Origin of the sequence: Xanthomonas sp. 3498, from assembly GCF_014199795.1 — a bacterium.
Classification (GTDB): domain Bacteria; phylum Pseudomonadota; class Gammaproteobacteria; order Xanthomonadales; family Xanthomonadaceae; genus Xanthomonas_A; species Xanthomonas_A rydalmerensis.
Map to the genome: position 1 here is coordinate 124,711 of NZ_JACHOH010000003.1, position 15,358 is coordinate 140,068.

The window sequence follows — 15,358 nt, forward strand, 5'->3', positions numbered from 1 at the left end:
CAACGGTCACAGCGACGGGGTGAAGCGCAGGCCGAGCCAGTAGGTGGTCGGCATCGAATAACTGTCCTTCAGCAGGTTCTCGCCGGGGCCGGTCAGGCTGGTGAGGCGGCTGTGGGTGACATTGCTGATCTGGCCGACCACGCTGAGCTGCTTGCTCACCGCCCAGGTCGCCGACAGATCCAGCTGCGAGCGCGGCGCCCAGTACAGGTCCTGCCAGGCGATGTTGCTGACGATGGCGCGCAGCGCCTTGCCCTGGCGGTTGTAGGCCGCACGCAGTTCGACGCCGCCGACGGTGTAGAACAGCGAGGCGTTGGCGGTGTAGTCGGGCTGCCCGACAAGGCGATCGACAGTGCGCTGGCTCTGCACCACGTTGGGCGCGCTGCCGCTGGTGAACGGCACGTCCATGCCGCCGTCGAGCAGGGCCAGGTTGGCGCTGGCGCCCAGGCCGGACAGCGCCGGCACGCCCGGGAACAAGGTGTTGAACACCGCGCTCAGTTCCAGGCCGCGCACGTGCGCCTTGGCGGCGTTGGCCGGGGTGCTGATCAGCACGTTGGAATAGGTGGTGCCGTTGAAGCCGAACTGGTCGGTGCGCGAGAGGGTGAAGATCTCGTCCTGGATGCGCTTGTCGAACAGCGCCGCGGCGAGCATGCCGTCGAAGTCGTCGGGCAGGCGCCATTCCAGCGACAGGTCCAGGTTGGTGGACACGCGCGGCTTGATGTCGGGATTGCCGATGGTGACGGTCACGCCCTGCGCATTGGGATTGCCCATGTCGCTGCTGTTGACGAAGCTGATCGAGGTGCGCGCGGCATAGGCGTCGTAGGGCGGACGGCCAAGCGTGCGGCTGGCGCCGGCGCGCAGGTCCAGGCGATCGTTGACGTGGTAGGTCATCACCGCCGAGGGCAGCACCTTGGCGTAGCGCGAATCGGTGGGCGCATCGACGTAGACGTAGTTGCCGCTGGCCGCGTCCAGTTGCCGCTGGCGGCCGACCGTGGATTGGTCGGTATGGTCGTAGTGCAGGCCGGCTACCACGTCGACATCGTCGCTGCGGTAGCCGAGCAGGCCGTAGGCGCCGAAGATCTCCTCGCGGTGGCTGAAGTTGTCCTGGTTGCTGAAGGCGCTCTGGTCGGTGCGGTTGAACGCGCTCAGCGGGGTGGCGCTCAGCACCTGGTTGGCCTTGTCCGGATCGATCGCGATCAGGTTCAGGCCCAGGTAGCGCATCGGCGCGTTGGACGGCGCCAGCACGTCGCCGATCTTCAGCGGCGGCGCGCTGCGGTTGGGCTGGTACTCCACGCGGTAGATGTCGAAACCGGGCTCGTCGCGGGTGTAGCTCAGGCCGCTGCCGAAGCCGAAGCCGCGGTCCATCTCGCCGCGATTGAAGGCGTAGTCCAGGCGTCCGGTGAGCACCTTGTCGCGCGCATTGCGCTGGTAGTCCGGGCGCCAGTACAGCAGGCTGTAGTTGTCGTAGTCGTAGTACGACTGCGCCGACATCGGGAAACGCTGATTGAGCGCGGAGGTGTCGTAGTTGAAGCCATAGGCCGCCGTCGGCACCACGGTGACGCCGGGTCCGGTCTGTCCGGTGGGCACCGCCGCCGGGCGCTGCGCGCCGGTGACGTACTTGATCATCTTGATCGGTTCGGCATAGGTGGCATCGGACCAGGACGCGCGTGCCGACAGCACCTGCCGGTCGTCCGGGCGCCATTCGAAGCCGGTCTGGCCGAGCTTGGTGCGGGTGGTGGTGATCTGGTTGGAATAGCCCACTTCCACGTCGCCGACCGGGTAGCTGCCGCTGGTCGCGGTCTGGTTGTAGACGCGATTGCGGTTGCGCGGATCGAGGATGATCTCGTTGCGCTCCATGTTGTCGCGGAAGTAGTAGTAGCCGGCCGTGGCGTAGGCCTGCAGCGACTCGCTCAGCCGCGCCTCGAACTTGCCGGTGAGGCCGTAGCGGTCGCGCTTGTCCATCACGTACCAGTACTTGTCCTGCTGCGGCACGGCCCAGCCGTTGCCCAGGTTGGTGCCACTCTGCAGCGTGCCGGTGCTGTCGTAGAACCCGTAGTGCACCGTGTCGGTGGTCATGTGGGTTTCGGTGTAGCTGCTCAGCGTCTGGTAGTTGCCGGACAGGGTCAGGCCGTACTGGCCTTCGCTGCCGAAGGTACGGCTGCCGGTGGCAAGCACGCGGTAGCCCGGGTCGTCCTGGTCGCGCGGCTTGCCGACGTCGTTGGCATGGCCCAGCGACGCCTCGGCGGTGAAGAACGGCTTGCCGCCGTTCTCGAACGCGCTGCGGGTCTTGAGGTTGATCGCGCCGCCGGTGGCGTTCGGATCCAGGTCGGGGGTGAAGGTCTTGATGACCTGCAGTTCGCTGACCATCGAGGCCGGCAGGATGTCCAGGCGCACGCCGCGGGTGATCGAGCCGAGCGTGCCGTTGGGCGTGCCCGGCGAGGCCACGGTCAGGCCGTCGATGGTGACGTTGTTGTAGGACGGGCCGAGGCCGCGCAGCACCGGGGTGGCGGCTTCGTCGCGCGGATGCTCGTTGTCGGTGGCCGGCAGGACGGACAGGCCCGGAATGCGGCGCAGCGCCTCGACGATGGTGGTGTCCGGCAGCGCGCGCACGTCGGTGGAGCTGACCACGTCGGTGATGTTGGTGGCCGCGCGCTTGCTCTCGATCGCCGCGGCATTGGCCTTGCGCACGCCGGTGACCTGCACGCTGGACAGCGTGGTGGTGCCGTCGCCGTTGGAAGCATCGTTGGGCGGGGTGTCGGGCGTGGTGTCGCCGACGGCCGGCGCGGTAGCGGTGGAGGCAGCGACGGCGCTGGCGTCGGCGGCGACCGTCGCCGTGGTGGACGCGGCGTCCTGCGCCAGCGCGGCCTGGCAGCTGGCGGCGAGCGCGCAGACGATCAGCGCGTGGCGCCGATAAGTGAGTGGTTGCATGGCGATGTCCCCTGGGTGACCGAATTAAGTAACTTAAAGTTCGTTATTTAATCCCAGGGATATGACGCTGCGATGGCGGCATGCGGAAAATGCAAAGACACGGCAGCCCTGCCCTGCCTGACACACGCTCAGGCGAGCAGCAGCATGCAGCTGGGAGACACGATGCAATGGCGTGGACCTTCGGGCGGATGGGACCTGCGGCGTCGCCCTCGCCTGGTGGAATGCAGCGGCGGCCTGGCGGCTGACGCCTCAGTCCGTAGCCGCCGGCGCGGCCCTGTGCACCTGCACCGCCTGTGCGGCGAACGCGGCGAGCACGCCGGCCGGGGCGTCGTGCTCGACCACCAGCCGGTCGATCGCCTCCACGCCGACCACGCGGTGCGCGGCCAGGGTGCCGAGCTTGTCGCTGGTCACCACCGCCACGGTCTCGGCGCTGGCCTCGACCATCGCCCGCTTGAACAGGCTCTCCTCGTCGTCCACGCCCCACAGGCCGCGCTCGGGGTCGATCGCGCAGGCGCCGGGGAAGCACAGGTCGGCACGCAGCTGCCGCAGCTGCTGCAGGGCCTGGGCGCCCACCGCCGCGCCGCTGCGCGGGTCCAGGCGGCCGCCGATCAGCAGGATCTCGATGCCTTCGCGGCGCAGCAGGAGTTGCGCGATGTCCGGCGCATTGGTGACCACGCTCAGCCCCAGACCCGCCGGCAGCGCGGCGGCGATGGCGCTGTTGGTGGAGCCGGCATCGATCAGCAGCCGTTGCCCGGGCTTGACCAGCGCGACCGCGGCCAACGCCAGCGCACGCTTGCGCTCGGCGTGCTCGGCCTGGCGCTGCGGCAACGGCGCAAAGGTCGGCGTGGGCAATAGCGCCCCGCCATAGACGCGCCGGCACAGGCCCTGCGCCGCGAGTTCGCGCAGGTCGCGGCGGATCGAATCCTCGGACACGGCGAAGCGCTCGGCCAGCTCCGCGGCCACCACCCGGCCGTGCTCGCGCAGGCGCTGCAGGATCGCCTGCTGCCGCTCCTGCGGCAGCGTATCGCGCTCGCCGCTCATGGCGCCGCGGCGTCGGCGCGCGGCGGCAGCAGGCCGAGCGCGACCAGGTCCTCGCGCAGCATCGCGGCGTCGCAGAACTGCAGCGCCTGCATGCCGGTGGCAGCGGCGGCGTGCACATTGCGCGGCGCGTCGTCGATGAACACCGCCCGCGCCGGGTCGATCGCGTAGCGTTCGCACAGCAGCGCGAAGATCGCCGGGTCCGGCTTGACCAGGCGCTCCTCGCCCGACACCAGCACGCCTTCGAACCACTGCAGGAACGGATAGCGTTCGCGCGCGATCGGGAAGGTCTCGTGCGACCAGTTGGTCAACGCGTACAGCCGCACACCCTGCCCGCGCAGTTCGTCCAGCACCGCCACCGTGGCGTCCAGCGCGCCGCCCAACATCTCCGGCCAGCGCGCGTGGTAGGCGGCGATCAGCGGCGCATGCGCCGGATGCAGCGCGCTCAGTTCGGCCACCGCCTCCTGCCACGGCCGTCCAGCGTCCTGGCGCTCGTTCCACTGCGGGCTGCACACCTCGCGCAAGAAGGTTTCCATCGCCGCCTCCTCGTCGAACAGGCGGCGGTACAGATGGCGAGGATTCCAGTCGATCAGGACGCCACCGAGGTCGAACACCACGGTGTCGAGGAGAGGTGCTGCGGGGGGATCGGACGACGGCATGGCAGGCTCCAGCAGACGAAAGTGGGGATCAACGACGGACCAGGCGCGCGCCGGCGGCGACCAGCAGCAACAGCGCCGCCACCGCGGCCAGCGCCAGCGGCAGGCCGATGGCATGGGCCAGGAACCCGATCAGCGCCGGTCCGGCGAGCAGGCCGGTATACCCGAGCGTGGTCAAGGTCGCCAGCGCCAGGGCGGGCGAAGTGCCAGGCAGGCGCCCGGCGGCGCCGAACATCACAGGCACCAGGTTGGAGGCGCCCAGGCCGACCAGCACACAGCCGAGCAGACCGCTGCCCGGCAACGTCCCGAGGCTGGCAAGCGCCAGCCCGGCGGCGGCCAGCACCGCACCGAGGGCGACGGTGCGCACCGGCCCCAGCCAGGCCACCAGGCGGTCGCCGCCGAGCCGGCCCAGGGCCATCGCTACCGAGAACGCGGCATAACCCATGCCCGCCGCGCTGGGCGCCAGGCCGTGATGCTCGCGCAGCAGCACCGCGCTCCAGTCGAGCATGGCGCCCTCCGCCAGCAGGCAGACGAAACACAGCGCGCCCAGCAGCAGCACCGGCCCCTGCGGCAGGCGCAGCGGCACCGCTTCGGTGGTCGATGCCGCGTGCCGCAGCAAGCCGCCGCGCTGCCACAGCAGCACGCCCAGCAGCAGCACGGCGACCAAGACCGCACCGGCCAGCAGCGGCAGGCCAGCACCGAGCAAGGCGCTCATACCGGCCGCACCGATCAGCCCGCCGACGCTGAACACGCCGTGGAAGCCGGACATCGCCGCCTTCTGCAAACGCCGCTCCACCTCCACCGCATGCGCGTTCATCGAGACGTCGAGCGCGCCCAGCGCTGCGCTGAAGTACAGCAGGGCCGCGATCAGCAACGGCACGCTGGGCGCCAGCGCCAATGCCGGCAATGCCAGGCACAGCGCCAGCGCGCTGGCGACGATGACGGTGCGGGCGCCCAGGCGGTGGCTGAGCAGCCCGCCCAGCAGCATCGCCAGCACCGAGCCGGCGCCGAAGGCCAGCAGCACCATGCCCAGCCGCGCATCGTCCAGCGCGAAGCGCGCCTTGACGTAGGGGACCATCGGCGCCCAGGCAGCCATGGCCATGCCGGACAGCAGGAACATGCCCCGGGTGGCGGCGACGGCACCGGGGACGCTGGGCGTGGGGGCTGGCGCGGAAGCTGGAGGCGAGGCGGACGGCATGCAGGGACCCTGGCGATCGAATGCGTGCCCAGCTTAGACGAACGCGCACAATCGTGCAAAAACGTGCATTAATCGACACCAGGGGACTGCGACGGTCATTCGGTCTTCGATCAGTGGCCGCCGCGATTTCACTTGGGAGTCGGCGCTGCGGCGACGCATGCCCTTGCTCCAAACGACGACAGGACCCTGCCGGGTCCTGTCTTGGGTGCTGCGAGGTGTGGGAGGCATCTGCAGCGGTTGAGCGCGGCGGACTTTGGTGCATTTCTGGCGGTCGTACCCTCTCCCCCGACCCCTTCTCCCGGGGGAGTGGAGTTGGGCACGCGGCTTCTGGTGCATTTCTGGCCGCCGCACCCTCACCCCCGACCCCTCTCCCGGCGGGAGAGGGGAGTTGAGCGCGGCGGTTCTGGCATCTCTGGCCGCCGTACCCTCACCCCTGCCCCTCTCCCGGGGGGAGAGGGGAGGTTGGATCAAGGCTGCACGACGTTGATCGTGCCGGGGTTGCTGCGCCCCACGCCGCGCAGGTCGGGGCGGTACATGTCCTCGACCAGCGACGGCGGCACCGTGTAGGTGCCCGGGGTCACCGCGCGCACCAGGTAGAACACCTGCGCCTTGCTGCCCGCCGACAGGCTCAACGCGGCTACGTAGCGGTCGTCGCGGAACTCCTCGTGCTTGACGTCGGCGGCGTTGGAACGGTCGCTGATCTCGATGCCGTCCACCACCACGTCGGCCCACTGCTTGGCGTCGCCCAGGTTGAAGTTCTCGATCTCCAGGCCGGCCGGCAGCAGGTCGGTCAGCAGCGCGTCGGGCATGCTGGTGTCCGAGGTGATGGTGACACGCACGATCAGCGCCTCGCCCTCCTTCAGCGGCTGCGGCGTCCACGGCTTGCCGTCGGTGCCGTAGAAGCTGCGCTCCACCTTCATCGTGCTGTCGTCGGCCGCCGGCGGCGTGCGCGGCACGCCGGCGATTTCCAGGCTGGCGTACAGCGGTGGCTGGCCCTGCGGCACGAAGTGCACGCCGCGCGCCAGTTCGGCCTCGTCGAATTGGCGGCCGAAGGCCTTGGCCGGGGCGATCGTTTCGCTGCTGTCGCCGACATTCAACTGTCCGGACACCTGCGCGGTCTGGCTGTTGAGCAAGGCCTTGCCCATGCGCGCCAGCGCCACCTGCTCCTGCGTGCTCAGCCACAGCCAGCCGCCACGGCGGCGCGCGTCGATCTCGCGCCCCAGCGCCATCACCCGCGCGTCGTACTCGGGCTTGGCCAGGCCACGCTCGTGCAGCAGCGCGATCATCAGCGCATCGTCGCGGACCACGCTGCCGTAGTCGCCGAAGTAGCGCGGCCGGTCGGCGCTGTCCTTGGCGAAACCGGCGGCGATCGCCGCCTCGCCGCGCTTCTTGTCGCCCTGCAGCGACAGCGCCACGCCCAGATGCACCAGCGACAGGCCGGTCAGCGCCTTGCTGCGGTCGTTGTCGTACAGCGCGCGCAGCGTGCCCAGCGGCGCACGGTTGACCCGCGCCAGCACGTAGCCGGACCAGGCCTGGTTGGCGAACTTCAGGTTCTCGCGGCGGTCCTGGCCGTAGAAGTTGTTGCCCCCGGACAGCAGGTCCTCGCTGAGCCGGTTCAACGCCTTCTGCAGCACGTTGTCGGGCACCGCGAAACCGGCGTCCTTAGCGTCGAGCAGGAACTCGGCGATGTACGGGGTCAGCCCCGGATTGACGTAGCCGTCGTCGCCCCACATCGAGAAGTGGCCGCTGGAGACCTGCATCGAGGCCAGCCGTCCGAACGCGCCTTCCATGCGCGCGCGGCGCGTGGCCGCATCCAGGCCCTTGACCCCGAGCAGGCGCGCGGTGGCGTCGTCGAGCAGCAGCGCGGCGTAGCCCTTGCTGGTGGTCTGCTCGGCGCAGCCGTAGGGGTACTGCAGCGCGCCCTGCAGGGCACTGGCGAACGGGATCGGCGGCAAGGCGCTGACCAGCATGCGCGCGTTGACCGAGCCGGCCATCAGGCCTTCGGCATCGCTGGCGCCCAGGGTCACCGGCGCCAACGGGTCGAGCACGCGGGTCTGCGTGCGCAGCACCGACGGCCACGCCGCACGCACCGGCAGGTCGTAGCGGCGGTCGGCGGCAAAACCATTGCCTTCCACGCGCACCCGCACCTTGGCCACCGTATAGCCCTCCTGCGCCACCAGCGGGAAGCTCAGGGTGGCCTTGCCGTCCTTGCCCAGCTTGGCGCTGCGCGCGTTGTCGGCGATCGCCAGCGGACCTTCGCCATCCACCCGCACCTTGAACTCGCCCGGCTGGCCGGTGAAGTTCTGCACGTCCAGGGTCACGGTGCTGCGGTCGCCCGGCGCCATCACCCGCGGCATGCTGGCCTCGGCCACGATCGGCGCGCGCACCAGCGTCTCCACGTCGCGGTTGCCGTAGCGCTCGTCCGAATAGACCAACGCCGACACGCGCAGGGTGCCGTTGAAGTCCGGTACCGGCAGCTGCACGCGGGCGTTGCCCTTGGCGTCGAGCTGCACCGGGCCGGAGAACAGGTCCACGGTCTGCACCCGCGCGGTCGGGCGCTTGGCCTGCGGCAACGCCGCCAGCGCCATGTCGCCGCCGAAGCGCAGCTTGCCGGTGCCGCCCTCGAAGCTCTCGATGACCCGGCCATAGATGTCGTAGGCATCCACGCCCAGGCGCCGCTGCGCGAAGAACTGCGCGTTGGCGTCCGGCACCGGGAAGCGGGTGATGTTGAGGATGCCCACGTCCACCGCGGAGATGGTCACGTGCGCCTGCTTGCCGGCCAGTTCCGGCACGCTCACCGTCACCGGCAGCGGCTGCTCCGGGCGCATCTGCTTGGGTGCGACCAAGCCCACCGCCACGCGCCGGGCCTTGCGGTCCATCGGCACGTAGGCTACGCCGACCGCGCGCGCCGGGGTGATCTTGCTCGGCGCCGAGCCGCCGCGGAACACCAGTGCGGTGACGTAGACGTCGTGGCGCTCCCAGTCCTTGGTCACCGGGATCTCGAAACTGCTGCCCGGCTTCACGTCGATGTCCTGCACGTACAGCATGCGGTCGCTCTCGACCATCAACACGCCGGGGCCGGCGTGCGGCGGGGTCAGGGTGACCTTGAGCGTGTCGCCCGCCTTGTAGCCGGTCTTGTCCAGCGCCAGCTTGACCTTGTCCGGACGCGCATCGAGGCCGCGGTTGTCGTCGTTCCAACTCCAGCCGGCATGGAACGGATAGCGCGTGGTCAGGCCGGTGGCCGGGTCGAACACGTCCACCCGGTACTCGCCCCACTCCACCGGGAAATCGAATTTGGCGGCGCTGGCACCGGCATCGACGGTGAGCGTCTGCTTGTTCTCGAAGCGGCGGGTGAAATCGTAGTCCCAGCGGTTGTCGGTGAACGCCCAGTGGTAGTCGCGCAGCTCGCGCACCAGGGTCACCTTCAGGCCCTTGGCCGGCTGCGGCTTGCCCTGCGCATCCACCCGCATCAGTTCGAAGCGCGCGTTGGCGTTGGCGTCGGCGCCGTCCTTGTCGTCGAACAGCGGGCGTACGCCGACCAGCGCCGGCGCCGGCCACAGCACGCGCTTGAGGGTGCGGGTGACGGTGCGGCCGCCGGTCTCGTACACGCTGGCCGAGACCAGCGCGGCGATGGTGCTGGTCGGCTTGGCCTCGTCGGGCAGCGCCAGGTCCTCGCTGAGCTTGCCGTCGGCGCCGAACTCGGTGTCGACGATGTCCTTGGCTTCGCGCGGCAACTGCAGGGTCGGGTCGCCGAAGAAATAGCCCGGCAGCGCTTCCACCGGATGCTGCTCGACCGCCACCGCCAACTTGGCGGTGAAGCGGTTGCCCGCGGCCGGCGCACCGTACAGGTAGGCAGCGGTGGCCTGCAGCTTGAACGGCTCGCCCGGCTTGAGCGTCTTCTGCGCGCTGTCCAGGTCCAGCTTCATGCGTTCGGGCAGGAATTCCTCGATGCGCAGGGTCATGCCCTGCACCGCTTCCTTGCTGGTCGGGTCGGTGCGGAACTCCACCTGCCAGCGCCCGGTCGGGGCATCGGCGGGGATCAGTTGCTCGAAGCTGAAATAGCCCTGGTCGCCCGGCTGCAGCCGGGTCTCGCGGAAGATCTTGCCGTCGGGCTGCTTCAGCCGCAGGAACACCGGCTGCGCGCCCTTGCCAGTGGTCGGCACCGGCTTGCCGTCGTTGTCGCGCAGCAGCGCCGACACCCGCACGGTCTCGCCGGGGCGGTACAGGTCGCGGCCGGACCAGGCGAACACGTCGAACCAGGCGTTCTCGCGCCCGGCCACCGCGAACTCGCTCAGGTCCAGCGCCGGCTGGTTGAACGGCAGCATCGACAGGTCGGTGCCGCTGCGCGCCACCAGCACCTGGCCGGCGTCGAGCGTGTAGTTCAACAGCGCGTTGCCGTTGTCGTCGGTCTGGCCCTTCAGGAACAGCTCGCCGTCGGCGTTGAGCACGCGCAACTCCACCTTCTTCAACGGCTCGCCGCTCTGCAGCGAGGCGGTGTGGACGAACAGCTTGTCCTTGTAGGCACGCGCATGCAGGCCGATGTCGCTGACCGTGAAGAAGGCGGTGTCGTACTCGTTGTCGAACTTGCCGGGGCGGCGCAGCACCGCGAAGTACAGGCCCGGCGCCTGCAGTTCCTTGATCTCCTGGATCGGCAGGTAGGTCAGCGCGCGCTCATTCTTGTCGCCGCCGAGCACGAAGCGGTTGGTATAGACCGAATCGGCCAGTTGCGAGATCGGGGTGTGGTCGCCATAGTCGCTGTCCAGCTCCCAGGTGCCGCGGCGGCCGCCGCGCTGGTACTGGGCGAAGAACGCCGGCAGCGCGCTGTCCTTGACCCGCATGAACTCCACGTCCACTTCCGGCACGTTGAGCGAGACCACCGGCAGGCCGCGGCTCTCGCGCGCCGGCAGCACGCTGCCCTGCGAGGCGAAGCCGACGGCCGGCGTCAACTCGCCGGTATAGACCTTCTGCTTGAGCGGCTTGCCCAGGCGGCTGCCGTCGGCCGCCAGCAGGTCGGCCGAGATCACCACCGTGTAATCCTTGGCCGCCTCCACGTAGGGGTAGCGCAGGGTCTTGCCGTCGTCGGACAGCGACCAGGCGCTCTCGTCGGTGCCGACCTTCTCCTCGAAGCGCAGCAGCTTGTCGAAATCCTGGGTGCCGACCAGCGGCCGCGAGAACTCCAGCGCCAGCGACAGCCCGTCGCCCTTCTGGTCCGGATAGGCGCGGACCAGGCCGAAGCCCTTCATCGCTTCCTTCTGCCCCTTCACCGGCTCGCCGCTGGCCTCGGGCAACTGCCCGGATTCGTTGCGCTTGCAGCCACCCAGCGCAAGCGCCAGACCCAGCAACAAGAAAGTCCCCATCAACCCTGCGCGCAGGCCCGCCCAGCGCCGCTTCGAATCCGTGTGCATGCGTTCGCTCCGTGAATGTGGCGCGAGTATAAAGCGCCGGCGCGACGGCTGGAGGGGCGAAGATGCACCATCCATCGGCGTGTGCGCGGCAAGCTACCGTCGGCGCGGAAACACGCCCCGCAACCATGCCGACGATCCCCGTGGAGTCCCCGTAGGAGCGGCTTCAGCCGCGACAGACATTCCCGGGAAAGCCCGTCGCGGCTGAAGCCGCTCCTACCCCCTGAATGAGTACCCGTGCGCCCTCGCCTCGAGGTCATGTGGGAGGGACGTCGGTCCCGACGCGACGGCAATGGATGGGCCGATGGCTCCACTCGTCGGGACTGAAGTCCCTCCCACAAGGGAGCCAATCCGGTGGCCCTGCCGACAGCACTCACGGCGCAAGCCTCATGTGAGAGGGCTTCAATCCCGACTGCAGAGCAACGGATCGGCCGGTGGCTCCGCTTGTCGCGACGACACGTCGCATAGGAGCGATGGCCTCATGGCGAAGCCGCCGCTACGCACCTAAATGTCGGCTCAGCGCAGCAGCCGCTGCATGTACAGCGCGATCAGCCGCGGTCGGTCCAGCGCCAGGCACACCTGGGCATTGGCCGCAGCGCCCGGCGCGCCCGCCGCCGGCGCTTCGCGGGTGTAGCCCTTGTCGTCGACCACGATGCGCAGCGGCACGGTCGGGCACAGGCCGGGGGCGAGCAACTGCGCCACCGGCACCACGTCGAACAGGGTCGGGGTGGCGCTGGCCCAGGGCTGGTCGGTGTCGCGCCACTGGTAGTAGAGCTGTGCCAGCGCGTCGGTCAGCGGCTCGCCATGGGCGAACAGCGCCACCCGTTCCGGCTCCTCCAACGTCACTTGGGTGGCATCCAGCGGCAGCATCACGATCGGCACGCCAGCGGCGAACACGCGCTGCGCGGCGGCGATGTCGGCCGCGATGTTGTACTCGGCCGCCTGCGGATTGGGCGGACGGTAGCGCGACTTGCCGTAGCCCGCGCGCACCGAGCCGCCCATCAGCACGACCTGCTTGAGCTGGGCGAAGCCGGCCGGGTCGCGCTGCTGCGCGCGCGCCGCGTCGGTCAGCGGGCCGAGCACCAGCAGGGTGACCTCGCCGGGATGGCGCCGCGCCTGCGCCAGGATGAAAGCGGCCGCGTCCGGCGCCGCGGCAGGCAGGCGGCCCTTCGCCGCCCAGCGCGCCTGGCTGAAGGGAATGCTGCTGGTGGTGCGCTGGCCGATCGCCAGCGGGATGTCGCTGCGGCCGGCCTGCTGCAGAAGCCGTTGCAGCAATTGCGCGCGCAGGCCGGTGTCGCCCCAGGCCGAGGCGATGCCCAGCACCTGCAGCTCCGGGCTGCGCAACAGCAGCGCCAGCGCGAACGCATCGTCGATGTCGTCGCCGATGTCGGTAGAGACGATCACTTTCTGCACGGGCGCAGCGGATGCACCCGCGTCCTGCGGCGGCGCGACGGCCGCGGGGCGCACCGCCCCTGCGGCAGCCGCGGACGCGGTGACCAGCAGCGCCAATGCCGCCCATCGGATCAGATTGCGCATGCGCCTCTCCCAAAAAAGAACCGCCGGCATGATAGCCGGCGGTCGGTCTTGCAACGGCGAGGCCGCGGATCAGAAGTTGGCGCGGAACTGCGCGCCGACGATGCGCGGATCGTTGATGAAGCCGGTGAGGTTGTTGAAATCGATCGCACCGGTGGCGCGGATCTGATTGGTGCAGTTGCGGCAGAACACCGAGACCTCGTACGCACCGGCGCCCCAGTTGTAGCCGATCTTGGCACCGCCCTCGAGCAGCGGCTGACCGACGAACTCGCGCGAGTCGTACAGGAAGAAGTTGATCTCGCTGCGGTAGGACCAGTCGGTGAAGAAGAAGAACTCGGCGTCGTCGCCGACCGGGATGCCGTAACGCAGGGTCGCGTTGCCCATCCACTTGGCCGCCTGCGGCAGCACGTTGCCGTCGATCAGCGCGCGACCGGAGGCATTGATCGGATCGGTCACGGTGCAGGTACGGCACACGCCCACCGACAGGGTCGGGTCCTCGATGCGGGTCCAGTTGTAGGCACCGCCCAGGGTCACGCGCAGGTTCTGGGTCAGCAGCGCTTCGAAGTCGAATTCGGCACCGCGCGCCTTGGAGGTATCGGCGTTGAGCAGGCGCACGTCGTTGGAAGCGCCGCCGACCGCGGTCAGCTGCTGGTTCTTCACCCGGAAGTCGTAGACGTCGAAGCTCAACCGCGCGCGCTTGTCGAACAGGTCGGACTTGATGCCGACCTCGAACGAGTCCACGGTCTCCGGCGCGGCCACGGTCAGCGGTGCGGTGGCCGACGGCACGCCGAAGCTGGCGCCGCGGAAGCCGCGGGCGGCGCGCGCATAGACGTTGACGTTGTCATTGATCGTGTAGGTGGCGCTGAGGTCGCCGGTGACCTTGGAGTTGTCGGTGCTGCCGCTGGAGGGCTGCTGCAGGGTCACGCGGTCCAGTTGGAGGACGTCGAAGATCTTCTTGTCGTAGGTGTAGCGGATGCCGGCGCGCAGGTTCAGGCGCTCGGTGGCCGCGTAGTTCAGCGAGCCGAACGCCGCCCACGAGGTGTTGCGCTGGCGGGTCAGCTGGTAGCTGGACAGGGTGCCGCCGGCCAGGGTGTTGTAGGTGTAGTTTTCGCCCTCCACCGAATCGTGGAAGTAGTACAGACCGGCCTGCCAGTTCAGCGGACCGGCGTACTGCGACTCGGCGCGCAGCTCCTGCGAATACTGGTCCAGGTTCTTGATGCCGCCGGCGGTCTCCACCGGGAACGGGATCACCCCGGGGCCGGACGGCGGCGCGAACACCGCGCCGTAGCCGCCGTCGATGTCGCCGCGGCTGTAGTACTTGCCGATGCCCTCGTAGCCGGTGATCGAGTGCAGCACGATGTCGCCCAGGTCCCAGGTCAGGTTGGCGCTGCCGCCGTAGGTCTGCAGTTCCTGGGTGTTCTTGCCGTCGATGGACACCTTGTCCGGGTCGAAGCCGGCGACCAGCTGGTTGGTGCCCGGCTGGAAGATGTTGGCGCGGAACAGCCGCGCGGTGCCGTCGAGGTGGCGCGCGTGCGCGTTGAACAGCGCGCTGAAGTCCTCGCCCGGCTGGAACAGCACCTGCAGGCGCACTGCCGAGTCCATGTAGCCTTCGAAGGAGCGGTTGTCGACGGTGTTGTCGACCCAGTCGCCGCGGCGCTGGCCCAGCGCCGACAGGCGCGCGGCCCACTTGTCGCCCATGGCCACGCTCAGGCCGGTTTCCATGGTCATGGTGCCGTAGGTGCCGTAGGACAGGCTGGCGTAGCCGTCGTTGGCGCCGATGGTCGGCTTGACCGAGTTGAACTTGACCACGCCGGCGGGGGTGTTGCGGCCGAACAGCGTGCCCTGCGGACCGCGCAGCACTTCCAGGCTCTGCAGGTCGAAGATCGGGAAGCCCTTCAGGAACGCGTTCTCGGCGACCACGTCGTCATAGATCAGCGACACCGGCTGCGAGGCGTAGGTGTTGAAGTCGGTGTTGCCGTAGCCGCGGATGTAGAAGCGCGGGAACACCCGGCCGTTGGACGACTCGACATTGAGGCTGGGCGCCTTGCCCGCAAGCACGCGCACGTCCGAGCCGCTGGTGGCGATGGCGTCCAGGTATTCCGGGCGCAGCACGCTGGCCGACACCGGCACGTCCTTGGAGTCCTCGGCGCGGCGCTCGGCGGTGACCTTGATCGTGTCCAGACGGGCGACCCCGTCGGTGCTGTCCGCCTGCTGGGCGGCGGCGGGGAACGAAAGCGCGGAAACGACGGCAACGGCAAGCGCACTGGCGCGCAGCGACCAACTGGCAGACATGGGAACTCCGGGATGGGTGGGCGTAATCGGGAGCGCGCCGAGTCCTTGCCGCGCCGCAGCATAATTAACACAAAATATACAACCTGCGGCGGCCGGCGTCACCTGGTGGGGCCGGGATTTGGGATTGGGGAGTTGGGATTGGCAACAGCGGGGCTGGCGCTGGAGCTGGGCCTGAGGGCCCGGGCCGACCTCCCGGATTGCGGTAGTCGCCTTTCGTCGCGTCGGGACTGAAGTCCCTCCCACAGGGCTGCCCTCCCCTGTGGACGTATCAGGCTGGCGAGGTGCCCCACCTGTACCCGCCTGTAGGAGCGGCT

Annotated in this window: 7 protein-coding genes; all 7 read right to left on the reverse strand. The window is 69.4% G+C overall.

All coding sequences use genetic code 11. The annotated features are described in order from the left end of the window. Positions 1-6: 6 nt before the first annotated feature. Entirely contained in the window at positions 7-2,925 is a 2,919-nt protein-coding gene (locus GGR66_RS10230; protein WP_184448201.1) for a TonB-dependent receptor, read from the reverse strand. Positions 2,926-3,174: 249 nt separating this feature from the next. Then, on the reverse strand, positions 3,175-3,966 hold the full coding sequence (locus GGR66_RS10235; RefSeq protein WP_184448202.1) for a DeoR/GlpR family DNA-binding transcription regulator: 792 nt from the start codon (positions 3,964-3,966) through the stop codon (positions 3,175-3,177). After that, a complete protein-coding gene (locus tag GGR66_RS10240) occupies positions 3,963-4,622 on the reverse strand; it encodes an HAD family phosphatase (RefSeq protein ID WP_184448203.1) in 660 nt (219 codons plus the stop codon). Before GGR66_RS10240 ends, GGR66_RS10235 begins: the two co-directional genes overlap by 4 nt. Positions 4,623-4,650: 28 nt before the next feature. Next, positions 4,651-5,739, reverse strand: coding sequence for an MFS transporter (locus GGR66_RS10245; protein ID WP_255421661.1), 1,089 nt, complete (start codon positions 5,737-5,739; stop codon positions 4,651-4,653). Positions 5,740-6,284: 545 nt separating this feature from the next. Continuing rightward, complete coding sequence (locus tag GGR66_RS10250) at positions 6,285-11,174, reverse strand: alpha-2-macroglobulin (protein WP_184448475.1); 4,890 nt, start codon at positions 11,172-11,174, stop codon at positions 6,285-6,287. Between the two features lie 561 nt (positions 11,175-11,735). Then, a complete protein-coding gene (locus GGR66_RS10255; protein WP_184448205.1) occupies positions 11,736-12,755 on the reverse strand; it encodes a nucleoside hydrolase in 1,020 nt (339 codons plus the stop codon). 69 nt (positions 12,756-12,824) lie between these two features. After that, a complete protein-coding gene (locus tag GGR66_RS10260; protein ID WP_160966287.1) occupies positions 12,825-15,044 on the reverse strand; it encodes a TonB-dependent receptor in 2,220 nt (739 codons plus the stop codon). Positions 15,045-15,358: the final 314 nt, after the last annotated feature.

Bases quoted from the DNA above. Each gene is read 5' to 3' on its own strand.
- GGR66_RS10230 (WP_184448201.1), bottom strand. From the start codon at position 2,925: ATGCAACCACTCACTTATCGGCGCCACGCGCTGATCGTCTGCGCGCTC.
- GGR66_RS10235 (WP_184448202.1), bottom strand. From the start codon at position 3,966: ATGAGCGGCGAGCGCGATACGCTGCCGCAGGAGCGGCAGCAGGCGATC.
- GGR66_RS10240 (WP_184448203.1), bottom strand. From the start codon at position 4,622: ATGCCGTCGTCCGATCCCCCCGCAGCACCTCTCCTCGACACCGTGGTG.
- GGR66_RS10245 (WP_255421661.1), bottom strand. From the start codon at position 5,739: ATGTTCCTGCTGTCCGGCATGGCCATGGCTGCCTGGGCGCCGATGGTC.
- GGR66_RS10250 (WP_184448475.1), bottom strand. From the start codon at position 11,174: ATGGGGACTTTCTTGTTGCTGGGTCTGGCGCTTGCGCTGGGTGGCTGC.
- GGR66_RS10255 (WP_184448205.1), bottom strand. From the start codon at position 12,755: ATGCGCAATCTGATCCGATGGGCGGCATTGGCGCTGCTGGTCACCGCG.
- GGR66_RS10260 (WP_160966287.1), bottom strand. From the start codon at position 15,044: ATGTCTGCCAGTTGGTCGCTGCGCGCCAGTGCGCTTGCCGTTGCCGTC.